This is a genomic window from Aurantimicrobium sp. MWH-Uga1, from assembly GCF_003325955.1.
Lineage (GTDB): Bacteria > Actinomycetota > Actinomycetes > Actinomycetales > Microbacteriaceae > Aurantimicrobium.
Genome location: NZ_CP030929.1, coordinates 732111 through 752702, shown reverse-complemented (window position 1 = coordinate 752702; position 20592 = coordinate 732111). Strand labels below are relative to the sequence as shown.

The following is a 20592-nucleotide window of genomic DNA, read 5'->3' as shown; positions in this document are numbered from 1 at the left end:
GTGGTCAGCCAAAGGGCATCTCCGCGACGAGTGAGGCCTAATAAATGGACTCGTCGCGGCAACTAAGAAGAAGCAGACCAGTGGACATATTTCTAGGCTAGCACTTGCGCTTTAGAAGCCCAATCGCTGGAGTAATTTGGGGTCCCGCTGCCAATCTTTGGCCACCTTGACTCGCAGAGATAAAAATACTTTCTGACCGACAACAGGCTCGATCGCTGCACGGGAGCGTTGACCGATGTCTTTGAGGCGCTCTCCGCCAGAACCGATGATGATTCCTTTTTGACTGTCGCGCTCAACGAAAACATTGGCGTAAATTTCGAGAATATCTTTATCCTCACGTTCAATCATGTCATCAATAGTGACGGCCAAGGAATGTGGCAGTTCTTCATGAACTCCCTCAAGAATGGTCTCTCGAATGAGCTCAGAAATACGCTTTTCAATGTCCTCATCAGTGTTTGTTTCTTCGGGATAAAGAGGATGACCTAGCGGCAGGAGTTGAATGAGCTCATCTGCAAGGAGGTCTATCTGCTCGTTTCCAACAGCCGAAACAGGAATGATTGATGCCCAATCTCGTAATTCTTGAACTTGCATGAGCCTTTCGGCGGTCTGTGCTTTAGTTGCAACATCTGTCTTTGTGATGACAGCTATTTTGATAGCACGGGGATACTTGTGCAATTGTTCATTGATGAATCGATCACCCGGGCCGATGGGTTCATCTGCAGGAAAACACATACCGATCACGTCAACATCGCCGAGTGTTGCCTGAACGAGGGCATTTAATCGCTCACCAAGTAGTGTTCTGGGGCGATGAATTCCTGGTGTGTCAACCAGAATGAGTTGTCCAGTTGGACGGTTGGATATTCCTCTAATTGTGTGACGTGTAGTTTGTGGCTTGGAAGAGGTGATGGCAACCTTTTCTCCAACTAGGGCGTTTGTCAAGGTGGATTTGCCAACATTTGGCCGTCCTACTAGCGAGACGAAACCTGAACGAAATTCACCTGTGTTTTCATCACGCTTTGATGATTTTGGAGGTCTCGCCATTATTCATCCTGTTCTGAAAAAGCAGTAAGAGCATCAATGAGGTCTTGATCGCGTTCTACAACCACTCTGGTTACACGCTTGCGGTGTGAACCGCTCACATCTGCTGTGATGATCAATCCGCTCACGGTAACGCTATCCCCTACAACAGGGAGTCTGCCAAGCTCTTTTGCCAGTAATCCTCCAACAGAGTCCACATCTTCATCATCGAGTTCAAGCCCAAAGAGTTCGCCTAATTCATCAAGTGGTAGACGCGTGGCCACACGGTAGGTGTTTTCGCGAATCAGCTCGACATCTGGGGCACCACGATCATGTTCATCCGAAATATCGCCAACGAGTTCCTCAATAAGATCCTCGAGAGTCACCAGGCCTGCAATGCCACCGTGTTCGTCTACTACTAATGCCATGTGGATAGATTCGGCTTGCATCTGTTTGAGAGTGTCATCGACTTTCTTCGACTCAGGAACAAACATTGCAGGTCGTGCCAAGTCAATGAGTTTGCCTTCAGAAAATTTTTCAGGGTGTTCAAACATTCGACGAGAGACATCACGAAGGTTGAGCACACCAACGATGTCATCAATCTCTTCACCAATGATTGGCACTCGAGAGTAACCAGATTCATGGAACAACTTTGCAGCATCACTCAATGATGCATGAGAGTTGATTGTGACCATATCTGTTCGAGGAATCATAATCTCACGTGCAACGGTCTCACCCCATTCGAAGATGGAGTGAATGAGCTCACGTTCATCACTCTCCAACACGTCATGCTTCACGGCTTCATCAACCATGCTCAGAAGCTGCTCTTCTGAGGCAAAGGACGTTGTGCCTGGACGGCCTGGAGTGACTTTATCTCCCATGGTGACAAGAAAGTTCGCCAAAGGCCCTAAAATCACGCGAAAGAAATGAATAAGTGGCGCAGAAACACTCAAAACTTTTTCAGGATGAACTCGGCCCACAGACCGTGGACTTGAACCGGCCAAAACAAAGCTGGCGATAGACATCACCAAAATTGCTAAGAGTAGGGCGGCCCAATAAGGCAGACCCAAGGAAACTAGAGCCAGCGTGACAATAACGGCGGCAGCTGTTTCCGCAAGAATTCTCACAAATGTAGTGACTGTGCGGTGTGGACCAACATCACGTGAAATTGCTAGAAGTGATCGCTCTGCTCGACGTCCTTGAGCTGCTTGACGAAAATCTTCCGAAGACATCACGCCCATTGCAGATTCACTGGCCGCCATCAACCCGCCGAATCCAATGAGCGCAACCATGCCGAGAATGGTGAGGAAAATTATCACGAAGTCTCTCGTTTTTTCTCTGCCATGCTGAACCCAATTATGAGGTCGCGTTGGAGGGCAAACATTTCTTTTTCTTCATCAGGTTCGGCATGGTCAAACCCGAGAAGATGCAATATTCCGTGAGCGGTGAGATAGAGCAGCTCATCCATCGTGGAATGGCCGGCACCCTCGGCTTGAACCTCTGCAACTTGCGGGCACAGAACAACATCTCCGAGAACACCAGGTGGTGTCACCACATCGTCATTACCTGGACGTAACTCATCCATGGGGAAACTCAATACATCTGTAGGGCCCGGTTCGCCCATCCACTGAACGTGTAGTTGCTCCATCGCTCCCTCGTCTACAAGGACGAGGGCAAGATCTGCATCGGGATGAACGCGCATAGCGTCCAGACAATATGTAGCTAAGCGCTGAAGCGCTGATTCATCAATGGCGAAGCTAGATTCATTGTTTACTTCGATACTCATTCACGAGCCTCCAGGGCTTGTTCTCGCTTATGCCGAGCAGCTAAAGACTTTTCGTCATATTCGCTATAGGCGTCAACGATGCGTCCGACAAGTGAATGGCGAACAACGTCTGCGCTTGTCAGGCGAGCAAAATGGATGTCGTCAATATCTTGAAGGATTCCTGTGACTAGTCTCAATCCGCTAGCGGAACTTGGTAGGTCCACCTGAGTGATGTCACCAGTAATCACCATCTTGGAGTCAAAACCAAGTCGTGTGAGGAACATTTTCATCTGCTCTGGAGTGGTGTTTTGAGCCTCATCCAAAATAATGAAGGAATTGTTAAGTGTTCGACCTCGCATATACGCCAGTGGTGCGACCTCAATTGTGCCAACAGCCATCAGCTTGGGAACTAGCTCAGGATCGAGCATTTCGTTAAGCGCGTCAAAAAGTGGACGTAGATAGGGATCTATCTTGTCAGTAAGAGTTCCGGGTAAAAATCCCAACCGCTCCCCCGCTTCAACAGCAGGGCGAGTCAAGATAATGCGCTCCACTTCTTTGCGTTGTAATGCTTGAACAGCTTTTGCCATCGCAAGATAAGTTTTCCCCGTTCCAGCTGGGCCAATGCCGAAAGTGATTGTGTGATCTTCTATTGCGCGAACATATTCCTGCTGACCAACTGTTTTTGGCCGCAGAGTTTTTCCCCGCGTGGAGAGAATATCTTCTCCCAAAACTGCCGATGGAGAAGTGTGTGGGTGCGCTTCCTGAATGTGTTTCCCACTTTCAACATCAGTTGGGGCGAGATCATGTCCTTGTCGAACCATGGACAATAACTCGCGGACAAGATTTTGGGCTGCGAGAAGTTCTTTGTAAGCATCCTCGCCAGCGATTTTGGGGCTGAAACGAATCTCATTACCACGAACGTGAACCTCAACCAGTGGGTACTGTTTCTCAACACTGGTGAGTAACCGGTCTTGTGGACCCAGCAATCGAACCATTTCAATACCATCCACAGTGATGACTTCTGAATGTGGTGCGGCAAATTCAGGCAAGTGTGTGCTCCTGAAGACCGCCTGAGAGTACATGGGCATGAACGTGAAATACTGTCTGGCCTGCGCTCTCACCTGTGTTGAAGACCAAGCGATACTCACCGTTAGAGTGCAAGGTTGCCAGATTATGTGCGGTAGAGACCATTTCTGCCAGCAGTTGTGGATCACCTGCAGCTAATTCTGTGACATTTAGGAAGTTTTCAGACTTAGGAATCACGAGTAAATGCATAGGAGCTTGTGGAGCAATGTCTCTGATGGCGATAAGACGATCATTCTCAAAGAGAATTTCTGCTGGTATTTCGCGATTAATTATTTTTGTAAAAATCGAAGAAGTCGGCTCGGACATAGTTCTAGCTTAACAGCGCCCTAGTTTGGCATTCATGATGGCCAATGCTGCAGGTCCTGCAGTCGAGGTTCGAAGAATATTGTTTCCCATCGTGGCGATGGTGGCACCTGCATTTCGGAACATATCTAATTCAGAATCTGTGATGCCGCCCTCTGGCCCAACAATGATCGCTATTTGATGCGATGTGGGATTGAAAGAACTCAACGGAACATCTCCTGTCGGATCTAACACGACCAGGTCAGCACCTGATAACAACTGGACAAGTTCGGACGTACTGGCTGGAGGGTGAACCTGTGGAATAAAGGCGCGAATGGATTGTTTGCTTGCTTCACGAACAATTGCTGACCACCTCGCAATACCTTTTCCAACCTTGGGCCCGTCCCATTTGGAGATGCTTCGTGAGGCAGACCACGGGATGACGGTGTCAACACCCAGCTCTGTTGCCGCTTCAATTGCTCGTTCATCTCGGTCTGTTTTGGCCAGTGCTTGAACAAGGATAAATTCTGGATGAAGACGTTTCTCGTTTTCTGCATGAAGTACACGAAGTTGGACACAGTCTTTGGATACTGATTCAGCTTCGACTTTAAGAACGAGACCGCGCCCATTGCCTACAGTGAACTTCTCCCCTGGTCTCACTCGGGAGACAGTGGCAGCGTGTTTTCCCTCCGAGCCATCTAAAACTACTTCTGATCCGACAGAAGAGGATTCAAGGCTTTCCAGAATGTAAAAGTGTGCCATTGCTTTATGCGTTGAAGAATCGATCGCGCAACTTTGAGAACATTCCCTGTTGGAAATGTGTCAGTGCTGGAGTGGATTGCTTTCGTCCCTGAGCGAATGTTGAAATGAGTTCTTTTTCCTTAGAACTCAACTTGGTGGGAGTAATCACATGGATTCCCACTTTAAGATCACCGCGGCCATTTCCGCGTAGGCGTGTTATGCCTCGATCTTTTACAGTCAGAACTTCTGAGCCTTGCGTTCCGGGCTTAATCTCTAGCGTGACCTCACCATCAAGCCCTGGAACCGTAACTGTGGTTCCTAGGATGGCATCGGTCATCTGAACTTCTAGAGTGCACAGCAAGTCATCGTTGTCACGACTGAACACATCGTGGTGATTGACTTTGATTTCAAAATAGAGGTCGCCGGGGACGCCGCCTGCTTGACCAGCTTCTCCTGCTTGAGCCATGTGAAGTCGAACACCTGTATCGACACCGGCAGGAATGTCCACCGGTATTCTTTTTGACGCCCTGACACGGCCTTGCCCTTGGCATGTTGTGCAGGGTGCGGGAATGGTGGTTCCATAACCTCTGCAGCTTCCACAAGGGTTGGAAGTCATGACGTTTCCCAGTAGGGAGCGAACTGCACGTTGAATAGAGCCTGAACCGCCACAAATGTCACATGTTATTGGCGATGTCCCTGGTTGACAGCAGTTTCCATTACAGGTTTCGCACACCACTGCGGTATCAATTTCAATATCTTTGTGAACGCCAAAAATGACGTCGGCAAGGTCAACCTCTACGCGTAGCAAAGCATCTTGACCGCGTTCCATTCGTGAACGTGGACCGCGTTGCTGGCCTCCACCGAAGAAGGTGTTGAAGATGTCTCCAAAGTCACTAAAACCTTGCCCGCCGAAGTTCCCGCCAAAGCCGGCTTGTGGACCTAAATCATATTGTTGACGTTGCACGGGGTCACTGAGAACTTCATAGGCGTGGGTGACGAGTTTGAATTTTTCCTGTGCTGCCTCGTCTGGATTCACATCAGGGTGAAGTTCACGTGCAAGTCTGCGATATGCCTTTTTGATGTCTTCAGCACTGGCATCACGTGAGATACCTAAAACGTCGTAATGATCAGCCACGAAGGCCATCTCCTTTGAATGAGGGTTTAGCGTGCATCAAGCACACGAGTGAGATATCGGGCAACAGCACGGATTGATGCGATGTTGGAGGAATAGTCCATTCGGGTTGGTCCGACAAGCCCCAGGGTGGCTTTTTCACCAGCCGAGCTGTATCCAGTGGAAAGCAGGCTCGCTTGTTCTAAGCCTGAATTACTGTGCTCTCGACCGATACTCACTGCCACTTCGTCGGCATCCGCCTTCATTTCGGTCAGTAGTTTCAACAGAACTACTTGTTCTTCAATGGCTTCGAGAACTGGGTAGATACTGTCGGAGAAATCTTCGCCTGTTCGGACTAGGTTAGCTGTGCCCGCCATCACTAACTTGTTTTGCCGGTTAGCTTGAATGCTGTCGCTCAGTGCTGAGGCTATGTGAGTTACTGCTGGAATCAGGGCGTTATGCACCCGAGACGTGAGCGAAGTTATGGATTCAGAAAGCTCACTGTGAAGTTTCCCTGCCACTTGCTCATTAATTCCAGAACATAACTGGGCAAGGTCGGTTTCGTTGAGCTCAACTTCAAGATCAATCAATTTCTGTTCGACCTGACCGTTGTCGCTAATCACAACGCATAAAGCTCGATTATTGCCGAGAGAAACGAGTTCGATGTGACGAATTCGTGTCGAACCTAATGTGGGGTATTGGACGATAGCGACCTGGTTAGTTAATTGAGAAAGCAAACGAACAGTTCGTCCAAGAAGTTCATCAAAATCTGCAGAATCATCTAGAAATTGATCTATGGCTTGCTTTTGTGTCGGCGTGATGTGCTTGACTTCGGCTAAGTGGTCAACGAAAAGACGATATCCCTTGTCTGTGGGAACTCGACCGCTGGATGTATGAGGGGCAACAATGAGCTCTTCTTCCTCGAGCAGTGCCATATCGTTGCGAATTGTCGCCGCGGATACGCCAAATTGATGGCGGTCAACAATAGCTTTTGAACCGACGGGCTCACGTGAAGAAACATAATCCTGAACGATGACGCGAAGAACTTCAAGCCCACGTTGTGAAACCATCGAATCCTCCTTTACATCACTAGCACTCGATGCATCTGAGTGCTAATGATACCGGATATTTAGCAGTCAATCCTGAGAACGAAAGAGTAATACTCGAACAACTTCATCAGCACGAAGACGACCAGAAAGTGTTAACACGATTCGTCCACCAGTAGCATGCTTGCCGTCAATGAGACCACGAGCTATCAGTGAAGAAATGGCTTGAGGGTCGTGCCCTTGAGCAGGTATACCTGCTGCTAATCGTGACCCCAGTAACACGTGTTCCAACATGGCTGCTTCCTGGTTAGGTGTCTCATAAGACAAGGCTGGGCTTTGATTTTCGGCCAGGCGTCCTGCATAGGCAGCTGGGTGTTTGACATTCCAGAAACGTGTGCCACCTATTGCGGAGTGTGCACCAGGACCATAGCCCCACCAATTTTGGTTAGTCCAATAGGCAAGATTGTGTTGAGACTGTTGCTGTTGTGACTTTGCCCAATTGCTAATTTCGTACCATTGAAATCCCGCTTTGCTCAATAGTTCGTCAGCTAGTTCATACATTTCAGCCTGTAAATCATCATCAGGAGCATCCATAACTCCTGAACTAATTTTGCGCGCCAAAGCAGTACCGTCTTCAACGATGAGTGCATAGGCGGAAATATGCCCTGTATTCAAAGAAATTGCTTTTTCTAGAGACCTGCGCCAATCAGACAGGCTCTCTCCCGGAGCTCCATAGATCAAATCAATACTGGCTTCTAGCCCAGCAGACTGAATTATTGTTACTGCGCGGTCTACGGCAGCAGGATTGTGTGTCCTATCCAATGCTGAAAGTACATGGGGAACTGCAGATTGCATTCCTACACTCACACGTGTGAAACCTGCCTGAACTAAACCTTCGACATATTCTTCAGTGAGGGTATCTGGATTGGCTTCAACTGTGACTTCTGCTCCTGTTTCTATTCCATGGCTGTCACGTAGTGCTTGTACTGCATGGGCAAGATCAGAAACGGGAAGTAACGTCGGAGTACCACCACCGAAAAACACTGTGTGTAGAGGTCGTATTGAAACATCTGCACAGTGAAGAACCTCAATCGAAAGTTCTATCTCTTTCTTCAATTCATCGACATAAGTGGCTTGTGATGCGCCTCTGAGCTCAGTGGCTGTGTAGGTGTTGAAATCGCAATAGCCACAACGAACCCGGCAAAAAGGAATGTGCACATAGGCACTCATCGTTTTATGTAGGGAGCCAACGCTCACAGTGCTCGGCAATGCCCCGTTCAGCGGCATTGCCAGACCATCTGGCAATTGGCTAGCCATTGTTTACACCGAACGGGCAGGAAGTAAAGACCGAACGTAATGACGACGAAGCAACCACTGGCGCGCACGAATGACCGGGGCACTCCAAGCGTACTTTCTACCTTCAGCAATTGAGGTGACTGAGCGAACTACAGCCCACACTGAGTCGTCATCGCGCCACTCCACACCAAAGTATTCTTCGCCAATGACTGGCGCAGAATCGAGAGTTCCGAGTGCGTAACCCATACGACGGTCTTCGCGGACGACATAAATAACTCGATATGAGGAAGAAATTTTCGAAGGTGCCCACACACCAGCGAGTTCAATCGTGGTACCCGCAGAAAGGAACGGGGTGCCATCTGAGGAATAGAGCTGATCTAAAACGTCAGAAGTTGGTGCAATTGGCGCACCGAATTCATTGAATAACAAGCCTGCATAACCTTCAGCATCTGCTTGGTCAATCTTCACGACCTCGAGCCGTGAACCTCGTGGCACCCCCCATGTCATGAGCGCGGCAGAAGCCGCGTCAAAACGTTCTTGGCCGCTGCCGAGGCGAAACTCTGACTGCGATGAGGAGAATCCGTGGGGTGGGAAAACCAAAACATCGGCTGCTTGAGTTGCCCCGACGCTTCCGTAACTTACTGAGCGATCGGCGGAGTAATTACTTCTGCGTGCTGATTCGGTCACTTCTTTTTCACCTCATCATCACCTTGCAATGCCGCAATAAAGGCTTCTTGTGGAACTTCGACACGGCCGACCATTTTCATACGCTTTTTACCCTCTTTTTGCTTTTCGAGGAGTTTGCGCTTGCGTGTAATGTCACCGCCGTAGCATTTGGCAAGGACGTCCTTACGGATTGCAGAAATCGTTTCTCGAGCAATGATACGTGCCCCGATAGCAGCCTGAATGGGTACCTCGAACTGTTGGCGCGGAATGAGTTTTTTGAGACGCTCTGTCATCATTAGGCCATAGGCATAAGCCTTATCCTTGTGGACAATCGCGCTGAACGCATCGACCTGTTCACCCTGCAACAGAATGTCTACTTTCACAAGATCAGAATCTTGTTCACCGGCTTCTTCATAATCCAAGGATGCGTAACCTTGTGTCCTGCTCTTGAGGTGATCAAAGAAGTCAAAGACGATTTCTCCAAGAGGGATTTCGTATTTCATTTCGACGCGATCTTCACCGAAGTACTCCATGCCCAAAAGATTTCCACGACGGCTTTGGCACAATTCCATGATTGTTCCGACGTAGTCCTTAGGTGTGAGAATTCCAGCACGAACCAGGGGTTCGGATACTTTGATGATCTTTCCTGAAGGGTATTCACTGGGGTTTGTCACAGTGACTGTCTTTTTATCTTCAGTTGTGACCTCATAGGGAACAGAAGGCGCTGTGGCGATGAGGTCAAGACCAAATTCACGTTCGAGACGTTCGGTAATTATTTCTAGGTGCAATAGACCTAAGAAACCGCATCGAAAACCAAACCCGAGGGCAACTGAGGTTTCTGGTTCATAATTCAAGGAAGCATCGGAGAGTTTGAGCTTGTCGAGAGCTTCACGAAGGACGGGATAGTCCGAGCCATCAATGGGGTATAGACCTGAGAACACCATTGCTTTCGGGTCGGTATATCCCGGGAGAGGCTCAGTAGCTGGTTTGACGAAATCAGTGACAGTGTCACCAACTTTGGACTGGCGGACATCTTTCACACCAGTGATGAGATATCCAACTTCACCGACCCCCAATCCCTCAGAAGGAATGGGCTCTGGTGAGCTAACACCAATCTCGATCAGCTCATGTGAAGCTTTGGTACTCATCATTTGGATTCGCTGACGGGGTTTAAGCATGCCGTCAATGACGCGCACGTAGGTAATTACTCCTCGATAGGCGTCGTACACCGAGTCAAAAATCATTGCTCGAGCAGGAGCATCTGCCTGACCGACGGGAGCAGGAATCTTCTCGACCACAAGATCTAGCAACTCAGGAACGCCCATTCCTGTTTTACCAGATACGCGAAGAACATCCTCGGGCTTGCCACCGATCAAATCTGAAAGCTCTTTGGCATATTTTTCTGGGTCTGCAGCAGGCAAATCTATCTTGTTGAGCACAGGAATGATTGTGAGGTCATTTTCCATTGCCAGATACAAGTTCGCCAGAGTCTGAGCCTCAATACCCTGGGCAGCATCAACCAGAAGGATCGCTCCTTCACACGCAGCAAGTGAACGTGAAACCTCGTACGTGAAGTCAACGTGACCAGGAGTGTCAATCATATTCAAGGCATACGTTTGGCCGTCAACATCCCACGGCATGCGCACTGCCTGACTCTTAATGGTGATGCCACGTTCACGTTCAATATCCATCCGGTCCAAATACTGAGCCCGCATAGAACGGTCATCAACAATGCCAGTAATTTGAAGCATGCGATCGGCAAGAGTCGACTTACCGTGGTCAATATGAGCGATGATGCAAAAATTGCGAATCTTCGCAGGGTCAGTTGACGCAGGCTGCAATGGTTTAGAGGAACGAGGAGACATAGAACCTCTAGTCTCCCACGAACTCAGGCACAGTTTTAGCAACGACAACTATTACTGGTAGTGTTGTCTATTGGCTTACGTGTAGTCCCACCTGCACGATTCGTCGCCGTGAGCCCTCTACCTCTGGTGCGACACAATCCAAACGTACGAATAACGAGTGAAAGACACGGTAAACGTGGCAAACATTAAGTCGCAAATCAAGCGAATTGGCACCAACGAGAAGGCTCACGAGCGCAACAAAGCTGTGAAGTCCGAAGTGAAGACCGCCGTTCGCGCAACAAAGACCGCTATCAGCGCTGGCGACAAGGCAGCAGCTGAAGCAGCACTGAAAAACGCGAGCAAAAAGCTTGACAAGGCAGTGAGCAAGGGTGTTCTTCACAAGAACAACGCCGCAAACCGCAAGTCATCAATTGCTAAGCAGGTTGCTGCTCTCTAAGCATCCCACTCAAATAAGGCCCCCTCATTGGGGGCCTTATTTTGTTAACGTCTCCCGTAACATGCAACAACATTAACCATGCGTTCAAGTGAATAGAGAGGGTCGCGCGAGGCTCCTTTAACATTGGCATCTGTTTCTGCAATGACCTCTATGGCATTACCTAAACCGGTTTCTGTCCATCCTTGAAGATCCCTGCGTGCTCGATCTATCTGCCAGGGTGCCACTCCCAGTGCTCCGGCTAGCTCCCCTGCGCTTCTGCGCTCTCCAAAGAGCTTGGCCATCAAACGAAGTTTTGCCGCAAACGTCGCAACAATAGGCACAGGGTCAGCTCCTGTTTGTAAGGCATGGCGAAGAATAACAAGAGAGTCTCCAAGCCGACCTGCAACAGCATTATCAACGACTTTGAATGCCGTAGCTTCAACTCGCCCACCGTAATAATCTTCGACGGTACGGTCAGTTATTTCACCTTCAGCATCGGCGATAAGTTGTTGACAGGCATTTGCAAGCTCGGAACCTGAACCTGAAAAGGCTTGGACGAGTGAACGCAACGCACTTGGTGAAATATTTCGACCTGCCTGTCGAAATTCTTGGGCTGCAAAGTCATATTTATCGGTATCGCTTTTGAGCTCAGCACATACGACCTCTACGGCTCTTTCAGTGCCAGCTCGGAGAGTATCGAGAAGTTTTTTCCCGCGTACTCCCCCGTTATGACGAAGAACTACAGTCGTGTCTGGATCTGGAGATGCGACATAGTCGAGCATTTCAATGAGAAATTCGTCGTTACATTTTTCAACGTCACTGACTCGAATTAATCGGGGCTCCCCGAACAAAGAAGGACTGGCAAGGGTGAGGAGTTGGCCAGGGGTATAAGAACTTGCATCAATATCGCTGACTTCCAGGGAAGCATCTGCTGCACGAAGTGAATCGCGTATGCGCTGTGTAGCACGATCTGCTAAAAAACTTTCGGCTCCCGTGACGAGTACAAGGGGTGCGGGTTCGGCAGTTAACCACGTGAACTGTGGAATTGAAATCTTTGCCTTAGCTGCCATGATGCAAGCTTAATGCTCAGTCCAGACAGAGATCCCTGTCTGATTCGGTATGACAAGAATCATTCCATCTTCATCGGTACGCGGGGTAAGTGTGTTAAGGCTATTGAGTTCATTCAAGATTTCTTTTCTTGGGTGACCATACTCATTGCCTTTCCCAACAGAAAACAAGCCCACTGCAGGCTGGATGCGTTGATACAAAGTCATGCTTTGATCTGCTGATCCATGATGAGCTACTTTCACAACATCGATGTGAGGAAGTGAAACAGTTTTCATCAATGCCAATTGTGATTCTTTTCCTAAATCACCCAAAAAAAGGCTCTGAAATTCCGGAAAGTTCACCAACAGTGTCACAGATCCCGGGTTCCCCACACTCATTGCTGGATGAAGTCCATCTGGCCACAAGATCTGCCACTTTGCAGCACCAAGATTTCCCGACAATCCGCTGATTCCGCGAGAAAGTTGTGCTCCTGAGCGTGAGAGATCTAACAATAGGGATTCATCTTCTATATTTTCGGGTTGTCCCACAACGGCTTTGTCGACTTTCCCAATAACGGCTTGTAGACCACCCACATGGTCTTTATCGAAATGTGTGAGAACAAGGAGATCAAGTCGAGAAATCCCTAATCTCATCAGACAATGATCTACTAACTCCGGTTCTCGTCCGGTATCGATGAGGGCGTATGACCCTTCTGAAGCAAGGACAATTGCGTCTCCTTGCCCCACATCACAAACTGCGATGCTCCATCCTGTAGGGATACTAGAAACGCTTCGAAAGTTGATGACAAACAAAATAAGTAACCAGAACAACAGAGAAACGGTAAGCAGTGTTGCGAAAATCGCCCTCACACGCGGCGACCGAGCGAGTAAAGAAAAAAGTACGCACGTACTGACAAATGCCGCCAAGAATGCACCCGCTACCCCTGGAACCCATCCAAGAGACGCAAAAGGGAATTTGGAAACAGACATCGCAGTAGAACCAATCCACTGTGCAGGCAGCCAGCCGATCCACATCATTACCTGACCAAGCCAAGGTGCTGGCAGGGCAACAACACACGTAAGAAGACCAAATACGGTGGCCAATGATGCTGCTGGACCAGCAACAATATTTGCAAGAACACCATAGGTAGGCATCTGTGGTGAAAGCAGGATGATAAAGGGCTGGCAAAGCAACTGTGCAGAAAGTGGAACAGCAATTGCTAACGCACACCAATAGGGCATCCATTGCGCAAGCCTGTGGGATAGCGGAAGTGAAAAAAGTAACAATCCGGCAGTGGCAGACACAGAAAGTACAAAGCCCAATTCGATCGCCCACCAAGGATTCCACATCAGCAAACCCACAACCGCAGCAGAAAGTAGAGGGATGCCGGCAGCGGGGCGACCTAAGAACAAAGCGATCATCACAATAGTTGCCATCACCGCAGCTCTAACCACGCTTGGTTGAGCAGTCACAATAATCACAAACGAAACTAGTGCGGTAATTCCAGCAATCAATCGAAGTTTTCGTCCAGCTCCACATAGGGCAGCGAACATCATGACACCGGCCGTAACTATTGCACAGTTCGCACCTGAAACAGCAGTGATGTGGGTCAAAGAAACTGTTTTCATGGCGTGATCAAGTGACTCAGTTAAGCGTGAAGTATCTCCAATTGCTAAACCAGGCAACAGTTCCCCGCCAGGGCCCGGAAGTTCGGAAGTCACTTGAAGAAAACTTTGCCTGAGATAGACCGCCCACTCAGGTGACGCCTGTTGTTGAGTAACGATCGTTTCCCACGGCTGCAAGTCTCGATGTGTTGGAAGACGAATAAGGTAAATCAAGAACAATCCCGTGGTAATCCATCCGCTCAGGAATAGAAGCGAATGCAGCCGGGATCCAAAAATCGCAGCACTCAAACCAACACAGCAACCGATCAATGCCCACAACAAAGTGTTGCCAAATATTTGACCAAGTAGTAACGCCGTCGATAGCAGAATCCAGCTCGCAAGAACAGGAATAGCCAGACGGAGGTCTACGGTTCGTGAACTATGATTCACAAGCTGACAAGCTCATGCAAAGACTCATACAACTTGTCCCCAATTCCGGGTACGTCATTGAGCTGATGTATGTCAACAAAACTACCGTTGGCCTCGCGCCACTCAAGGATCCGTTGAGCCAAAGTTAGACCAATACCCGGTAATCCATCAAGTTCTTCAGCAGTTGCGTTATTCAGGGAAAGCAAAGCTCCGCCAGCGTTTGCTTGACCATTTTCGGCACTACAGGCGGTGTCTACGCTGATTACAATCTGCTCTCCATCAGATACCTGACGTGCAAGATTTATTCCACAATCACTGGCACCAGGAGCTAGTCCACCAGCGGCCATGACTGCATCGATAACTCGTGAGCCTGGGGAAATTTGGTAAATTCCTGGGTGATGTACTCCACCGACAACATGGACCAGAACCCCAATGTCCTGCGGGGAGATTGTGGGTAAATCTTGTGTAGTTGATCTGAGCTCTACAGGTACCGAGTTACTGCTGGTAACTGAGCCCATGAATGACCAGCCCACGGCAACAAGAACGACCGCTAACCCAGCAATAAAAGCAGCAGCTATAGTTATCCTCCGTCTGAAGACGGCGGGCTGTTGGAGCGAGATTTGGTCATTTCTCTCCAATCCGAAGGTTTTCCTAAACAGCATTTCCAGAATTTTCATCCACACAACATAAAAAAAATCGCATAGTAGGAGAGAACACTTCTCGCACACTGTGGATGAATTGCCAGAAACCTGAGTGTGCATGTCTAGCAGTGTGTCTACGCGTGGCACTGAAGCCGAAAGCGGCTTAACCCATACGGTGAGAAGGTGAGTATTGTCTCCAACGTCCAAACGAAGAAACGCATACCTTTTTTACAACTTGCCAAAACGATTATTGCCACTCTTCTCGCGTGGTTTGTCGCGTTACTTGTATATCCCGATGAGCAACCCATCTTCGCTGCTATTGCAGCGATTATCGTTGTGCAACCAAGCATCAATCAATCTTTGGGGAAAGCAATTGAACGAAGCACCGGGGTAGTTCTCGGGGTTGCAGTGGCGTTAGGCGCAAGCTTGATTTTTGGATCTCACAGCTGGCTTGTTCTTGTCGCGGTTATTGCCGCATTCATCGCTGGATGGTTATTCAAATTCACTCCGGGAACGTCGAATCAAATTGCCATTAGCGCCATGCTGGTCATCGCTATCGGTTCTGCAACACCGGAATATGCACTCGGCCGGATCATTGAAACTATCATTGGTGCAACAATCGCATTCATTGTGAATGCGGTTATTGTTCCCCCAGTTGCCCTAGAACCATCCCAAAAAGCAGTTTCTGAACTTGGTGCAAATATTGCAGAGGTCCTCGAAGATATTGGAAGCGTTCTGCGACGCTCCACAAGCTACGAAGTGCTCTCCAACATCAACATTCGAGCACGGGAGCTTCGGAATCAACTCAACGTTGCTCAGACAACAATTCAAACTGCTCAAGAAAGCCTTCGTTTTAACGTCATCAAAGGAAAACACGAGAAAGAACTTGATGCAGAGCAACAATTACTTTCTCAATTAGCCGTTCTCGTGACCAGAACTATCGGTGTCGCTCGTGGAGTTCGCGATAACTATGACGAATCGGTGATAGCCGAGCCTGGTATTGCTCAGATTGCGGAAGAATTTATGCGTTCCGCACATGATCTACGCATGCTGGTTCGTGATGCTGGTCTTCCTGCATATAACCAATCACACCCAGCAACCAATGAATTACCTGCCTTAACCGAACCGATCAGACTCACTCCGCCGTCTGGTGCTAACTGGATACTTATTGGTTTCCTGATGGAAAACCTTCGTCGTATCCGCGAGGAGATAACCGGGGTTTCCGACTAACTAATAGGTCACCCAGATGAGACATCGCTCATCACAGGGCGGAATCCACGTTTTCGCTTCAGAGTAGAGCTCTCTGCGGAGAGTAAGAACACGAGCTACAGATTCATCAAGTAGTTCGGCTGATACTGTTCCCGCAGTTACAGCATTGGTTACAGCAGAAACAATTGCTCCAACGTCAAAATTGACACTCGGAACATACAACAGCAGATCGTTTCCTGCACGCAACGCTTCAACTGCGTTTGAAGCAGGGTCTGAATATTCTGGAATACCCGAGCTTTCCAACATGGTCATATCATCAGTGATGATGACACCGTCGAACCCCATCTCTTCCCGCAGAATCTGATGCCAACGTTGTGACAGCGATGACGGCACCGGATCAATAGCTGGGAAGGATAAATGCCCAAACATCACAAGAGGGTTTCCGGCAACAATCCCCATGGCAAAGGGAATTCCCTCGCTTTGTTTCCAGTACTCATAGTCAAGCGGAGACGTTGGAATGCCAACGTGTGAGTCTCCTGGCGCACTCCCATGACCGGGAAAATGTTTGAGAGTACTGAGTAAATAAGGATTCTCGGCAGTAACTGCAGCTTCTACACGAATACCAGCGCTCATGCCATCAGAGCCAAATGATCGTCCATAAATGAAAGAAGCAGTGTCACCAGAAACATCAGCAACAACGCCAAAGTTGAGATTGATACCAACCGACTTCAACAGCTGGGCTCGAGAGGTAAATGCCTGAGCTGTTGCCTCAATTGGTTCATTGCGAAGGACATCCGCTCCTGCAAAAGAGTCATAGGGAAGTCGCTTGACCTCTCCTCCTTCTTCATCAATACCGATGAGACGTGGGAGTTCTGGATTACCTCTTAACGCTGCTGTGATGCCCGAAAGTTCCTCAGGTGTAGATGGGATGTTGCTTCCCATGAGAATGAAACCACCTAATTGTTGAGAATCCACAAATCCCTGCAGAGAAGCCACGTCCATTCCTGGCTGGTTAATGATGAGCAGAGATCTGATTTTTTGCTCAAGAGACATTTCTGCCATGGTTTCGTGAACATAAAATTCAACAGGTTGTTTGCCCCACAGAGGTGCGACCGCTACAGGGGTGACTCGATAAAACGTAGACAGGTCAGCTTCGACAGCTTTTGGCTGGGGCCACGTCACATTGATCCACACAAGGATGACAGCCACAACAAATACGCAAAGAATCGTCCACCGACGGCGTACTTGTTTGAGTGTTCCCACCCTGCGAGTTTAGCTAGGAGAGTGAAAGAAAGAGCTTTTCTAATTCAGCGACTGTTGGAGCATCTTTTTCTAATTTGTCACTATTTGTGATGCAGTCCTGCATCGCCTTGGCGATGATGGCGAAGCCCGCTTTGTCTATAGCTCCGGAAACAGCCGAAAGCTGGGTAACAACCGCGCGACAGTCACCACCCGATTCGACTGATGCAATAACTGAGGCAAGTTGTCCCTGAGCACGCTTTAACCTGTTTGCGATTGCACGGATTTCTTTTTCATCTGAATTTGTCAATTCGACTCTCCCATCGATGCCATGCCAGCTTTCCAAGTCAGAAATCCACCATCTAGATTTACCACGTCGAAACCTTCCTGAGCCAAAATTCGAGTAGCTGTGTGGCCACGTTGACCGACTTGGCAATGAACAACGAGCTTTTTGCCATCTATAAGCTTGAGATTCTCACGAAGAGTATCCAGCGGGATATTTATACTGCCAGGAATTGAACTGAATTGGTGCTCACCTCTCGTTCTGACGTCCAAAATCTCCCAACCCTGATTCTGGTAAGTCTCGAGTTCATGCCATTCAATTGTCTTGGTATATCCCTCGGCAATATTTCTATTGATGTAACCCAGCATATTGATAGGGTCTTTTGCAGATCCGTGTTGTGGATCGTAGGCAAGTTCAAGTTGAGCAAGTTGACTTGCTGAAATACCTGCAAACATTGCTGTGGCAATTACATCAATTCTTTTATCGACACCGGCGCCACCAACACCTTGAGCGCCAAGAATTTGATCGTTTTGTGCATCAACAATTAACTTAAGTCTCATTGTTTCTGCTCCAGGGTAATATGCAGCGTGATTTGCTGGATGAGCATGAATCACTCTGATATCACGACCATTGGCTCTGAGACCAGCTTCAGTCCATCCCACAGAAGCTGCAGCAAGTCCTTCAAAAGTAACTATTGAAGTAGCTAAAGCTGGAGTGGCAGGCGCGACAGGGGCATGAGCGATTGCATTTGCGACAGAATGTCCGTGTCTGTTCGCAAGTCCTGCAAGGGTGGCTAGTCGCGACTCTCCAGTGATGGCATCCGTTTTCTCGGCAGCATCACCCACAGCAAAAATTGAATGGTCGGAAGTGCGTTGCTCAGCATCGACCCAAATGCCACTGTTTTCTCCTATACGAAGACCAGCCAATTCTGCGAGTCCAATTTCTGGCCTTACACCCATGGCCGAAAAAATCACATCTGCACTTATTTCTTCACCGCTGGATAAGGTAACGGTTTTCTTAGTGAACTCAGTTGCAGTGGTGTTGAATCGTATATTTACACCAGCTGCACGCATTCGGGTACTGAGCATTACAGCCATTTCAGGGTCAAGATTTTTCATGAGCTGGGTGCCTCGCTGCAGCAAAGTTACGTGCAAGCCCCTCTTTACGAGATTTTCTGCAACTTCGATGCCAATAAATCCACCGCCTAAAATAACTGCAGTTGTTGGCTTGGACTCCAGCCACGCCATAGCGCGATCAAGGTCTTCAATATCTCTCATAGACATCGCACGCTCAGCACCGTGCTGGCTTGGCATGACCGGTGCTGCGCCAGGCGAAAGAATCAAATAGTCGTAGTGTTCGACATATTCAGATTTGTCAAGAAGATTGCGAACCAGTGCAGTCTTTGCTTCTCTGTTGATTTCAACAACCTCAGACTTGACTCGAACATCTAGTGCAAAACGTGCCGCTAATGAAGCGGGAGTCTGAAGCATCAAGGAAGAACGTTGCTCGATTGTCCCGCTAAGGTGATAGGGAAGTCCACAATTAGCGAATGAAACGTATCCACTGCGTTCAAGAACGACTATTTCAGCGGACTCTACCAATCGACGCAATCGTGTTGCTGCTGACATGCCACCAGCTACACCACCAACGACAACGACTTTTAATTCCTTAGACATAAGTTCATCATATACCCCTGGGGGTATTTATATGTTTTGCGCTAACTCATAAAGCTGTTCCCTGACACGTGGAACAACCACCTCGCCATAGAGACGAATGCTTTCCATCAAATGTTCATGTGGAAGTGTTCCCAAACTGTATTTGAGGTCAAATCGAGAGATGCCCAATCCATGGATACTCCGCGTAAGTTTGTTAGCCACAGTTTCGGGTGATCCGACGAAAAGTGCGCCTTCAGGTCCGGCTTCATGTTCGAACTGAGCTCGAGACAGTGGAGGCCAACCACGTGTACGCCCAATACGCTCATGCATTGTTGCGTAGTGAGGGAACATGAGATTTTTAGCTTCTTCGTCAGTAGCGGCAATAAATCCAGGTGAATGCTGACCGATTGGCAAAGCGGGCAATTCCAGCTGTGACAATGCTTGGTGATAAAGATCAACATATGGCCTAAACCGCAGCGGGTCTCCCCCAATGATGGCAAGCATCAATGGAAGGCCATATTGGGCCGCACGAACAACAGATTGTGGACTACCCCCGACACCTATCCAGGTCTTGAGCTTGCCAGAAGCAGTCGGTGGAAAAACTTCTTGCTCGACTAGTGCAGGGCGTATTGTCCCTTCCCATGAAACTGGCCCACCATTGATCAAATGAGCAAAAAGATCGAGCTTCTCTTCAAAGAGCTTTTCGTAATCCTGAAGGTTGTATCCAAATAACGGGAAAGACTCAGTAAATGAACCGCGGCCAACGATGACTTCGGCTCTGCCGTGAGAAACAGCATCTAATGTAGAAAACTTTTGAAAAACACGAATGGGATCCTCTGAACTCAACACTGTTACAGCAGAACCCAAATGAATGTTTTTGGTTTGAGCAGCTATTGCCCCGAGCAGAACTTCAGGTGATGAAACAGCGAAGTCAGATCGGTGATGCTCCCCTATACCGAAAAAGTTCAAACCAATGCGATCAGCAAGTACTGCCTCGGCCGCAACATTTCGAAGAACTTGATCATGTGGTACAGGATTCCCTTGTAAATCAACAGTGACATCACCAAAAGTATCTAAACCAAATTCCACGTTTTGTGCCACGATAATCCTCATTCTCAAAACTTCTACCACTGGTAATAAGTCAGAGAACCCGGGTTCTATTCCCCAACCTGTATGTATGACAGACTAGATAATG

Annotated in this window: 20 protein-coding genes; 2 read left to right on the top strand and 18 right to left on the bottom strand. The window is 48.5% G+C overall.

Translation table 11 applies throughout. From position 1 onward, the window contains the following. Window positions 1–111 precede the first annotated feature (111 nt). The 11 genes from era to lepA all read right to left on the bottom strand — a co-directional run bounded on the left by era (window position 112) and on the right by lepA (window position 10875). Window positions 112–1041, bottom strand: a complete 930-nt coding sequence (era, locus tag AURUGA1_RS03780) for a GTPase Era (protein ID WP_114128938.1) — start codon at window positions 1039–1041, stop codon at window positions 112–114. Beyond that, a complete protein-coding gene (locus tag AURUGA1_RS03775; RefSeq protein WP_240187396.1) occupies window positions 1041–2336 on the bottom strand; it encodes a hemolysin family protein in 1296 nt (431 codons plus the stop codon). The genes era and AURUGA1_RS03775 overlap by 1 nt, the downstream gene beginning before the upstream one ends. Beyond that, complete coding sequence (gene ybeY, locus AURUGA1_RS03770) at window positions 2333–2803, bottom strand: rRNA maturation RNase YbeY (protein WP_114128937.1); 471 nt, start codon at window positions 2801–2803, stop codon at window positions 2333–2335. The genes AURUGA1_RS03775 and ybeY overlap by 4 nt, the downstream gene beginning before the upstream one ends. Next, window positions 2800–3777 carry a PhoH family protein gene (locus AURUGA1_RS03765; protein WP_240187406.1) on the bottom strand — a complete coding sequence of 326 codons (978 nt, stop codon included), beginning with the start codon at window positions 3775–3777 and terminating at the stop codon, window positions 2800–2802. The genes ybeY and AURUGA1_RS03765 overlap by 4 nt, the downstream gene beginning before the upstream one ends. Before the next feature lie 46 nt (window positions 3778–3823). Then, the gene (locus tag AURUGA1_RS03760; RefSeq protein ID WP_114128935.1) at window positions 3824–4174 is read right to left on the bottom strand and encodes a histidine triad nucleotide-binding protein; all 351 of its coding nucleotides are present in this window, start codon (window positions 4172–4174) and stop codon (window positions 3824–3826) included. A 9-nt stretch (window positions 4175–4183) separates the two neighbouring features. After that, entirely contained in the window at window positions 4184–4912 is a 729-nt protein-coding gene (locus AURUGA1_RS03755; protein WP_114128934.1) for a 16S rRNA (uracil(1498)-N(3))-methyltransferase, read from the bottom strand. Window positions 4913–4916: 4 nt separating this feature from the next. Further along, on the bottom strand, window positions 4917–6026 hold the full coding sequence (dnaJ, locus tag AURUGA1_RS03750) for a molecular chaperone DnaJ (protein ID WP_114129711.1): 1110 nt from the start codon (window positions 6024–6026) through the stop codon (window positions 4917–4919). A gap of 26 nt (window positions 6027–6052) precedes the next feature. Continuing rightward, window positions 6053–7072, bottom strand: a complete 1020-nt coding sequence (gene hrcA / locus AURUGA1_RS03745) for a heat-inducible transcriptional repressor HrcA (protein ID WP_114128933.1) — start codon at window positions 7070–7072, stop codon at window positions 6053–6055. 66 nt (window positions 7073–7138) lie between these two features. Continuing rightward, entirely contained in the window at window positions 7139–8365 is a 1227-nt protein-coding gene (gene hemW / locus AURUGA1_RS03740; RefSeq protein ID WP_114128932.1) for a radical SAM family heme chaperone HemW, read from the bottom strand. A gap of 3 nt (window positions 8366–8368) precedes the next feature. Then, window positions 8369–9031 carry a DUF1990 family protein gene (locus AURUGA1_RS03735; RefSeq protein WP_114128931.1) on the bottom strand — a complete coding sequence of 221 codons (663 nt, stop codon included), beginning with the start codon at window positions 9029–9031 and terminating at the stop codon, window positions 8369–8371. Beyond that, complete coding sequence (gene lepA / locus AURUGA1_RS03730; RefSeq protein WP_114128930.1) at window positions 9028–10875, bottom strand: translation elongation factor 4; 1848 nt, start codon at window positions 10873–10875, stop codon at window positions 9028–9030. The genes AURUGA1_RS03735 and lepA overlap by 4 nt, the downstream gene beginning before the upstream one ends. Before the next feature lie 175 nt (window positions 10876–11050). Here lepA and rpsT point away from each other — a divergent pair, with 175 nt between their 5' ends. Continuing rightward, window positions 11051–11311, top strand: coding sequence for a 30S ribosomal protein S20 (rpsT, locus tag AURUGA1_RS03725; protein ID WP_096381263.1), 261 nt, complete (start codon window positions 11051–11053; stop codon window positions 11309–11311). Window positions 11312–11355: 44 nt separating this feature from the next. Here the strand turns inward: rpsT and holA are convergent, their stop codons facing one another. From holA to AURUGA1_RS03710, 3 genes are read right to left on the bottom strand one after another with little or no spacing between them, the layout of a single operon-like run. After that, a complete protein-coding gene (gene holA / locus AURUGA1_RS03720; RefSeq protein ID WP_114128929.1) occupies window positions 11356–12360 on the bottom strand; it encodes a DNA polymerase III subunit delta in 1005 nt (334 codons plus the stop codon). A 9-nt stretch (window positions 12361–12369) separates the two neighbouring features. Further along, entirely contained in the window at window positions 12370–14391 is a 2022-nt protein-coding gene (locus AURUGA1_RS03715) for a ComEC/Rec2 family competence protein (RefSeq protein ID WP_114128928.1), read from the bottom strand. Continuing rightward, on the bottom strand, window positions 14388–15047 hold the full coding sequence (locus AURUGA1_RS03710) for a helix-hairpin-helix domain-containing protein (protein ID WP_162784052.1): 660 nt from the start codon (window positions 15045–15047) through the stop codon (window positions 14388–14390). The genes AURUGA1_RS03715 and AURUGA1_RS03710 overlap by 4 nt, the downstream gene beginning before the upstream one ends. Before the next feature lie 147 nt (window positions 15048–15194). Here AURUGA1_RS03710 and AURUGA1_RS03705 point away from each other — a divergent pair, with 147 nt between their 5' ends. Beyond that, complete coding sequence (locus tag AURUGA1_RS03705; protein ID WP_114128926.1) at window positions 15195–16241, top strand: aromatic acid exporter family protein; 1047 nt, start codon at window positions 15195–15197, stop codon at window positions 16239–16241. Here the strand turns inward: AURUGA1_RS03705 and AURUGA1_RS03700 are convergent, their stop codons facing one another. From AURUGA1_RS03700 to AURUGA1_RS03685, 4 genes are read right to left on the bottom strand one after another with little or no spacing between them, the layout of a single operon-like run. Continuing rightward, window positions 16242–17483, bottom strand: coding sequence for a glycoside hydrolase family 3 N-terminal domain-containing protein (locus AURUGA1_RS03700; RefSeq protein WP_162784051.1), 1242 nt, complete (start codon window positions 17481–17483; stop codon window positions 16242–16244). It lies immediately after the preceding gene. 13 nt (window positions 17484–17496) lie between these two features. Then, a complete protein-coding gene (locus tag AURUGA1_RS03695; protein WP_114128924.1) occupies window positions 17497–17769 on the bottom strand; it encodes a metal-sensitive transcriptional regulator in 273 nt (90 codons plus the stop codon). After that, window positions 17766–19418, bottom strand: coding sequence for an FAD-dependent oxidoreductase (locus AURUGA1_RS03690; RefSeq protein ID WP_114128923.1), 1653 nt, complete (start codon window positions 19416–19418; stop codon window positions 17766–17768). The genes AURUGA1_RS03695 and AURUGA1_RS03690 overlap by 4 nt, the downstream gene beginning before the upstream one ends. Window positions 19419–19445: 27 nt before the next feature. Beyond that, entirely contained in the window at window positions 19446–20498 is a 1053-nt protein-coding gene (locus AURUGA1_RS03685; RefSeq protein ID WP_114128922.1) for an LLM class flavin-dependent oxidoreductase, read from the bottom strand. Window positions 20499–20592: the final 94 nt, after the last annotated feature.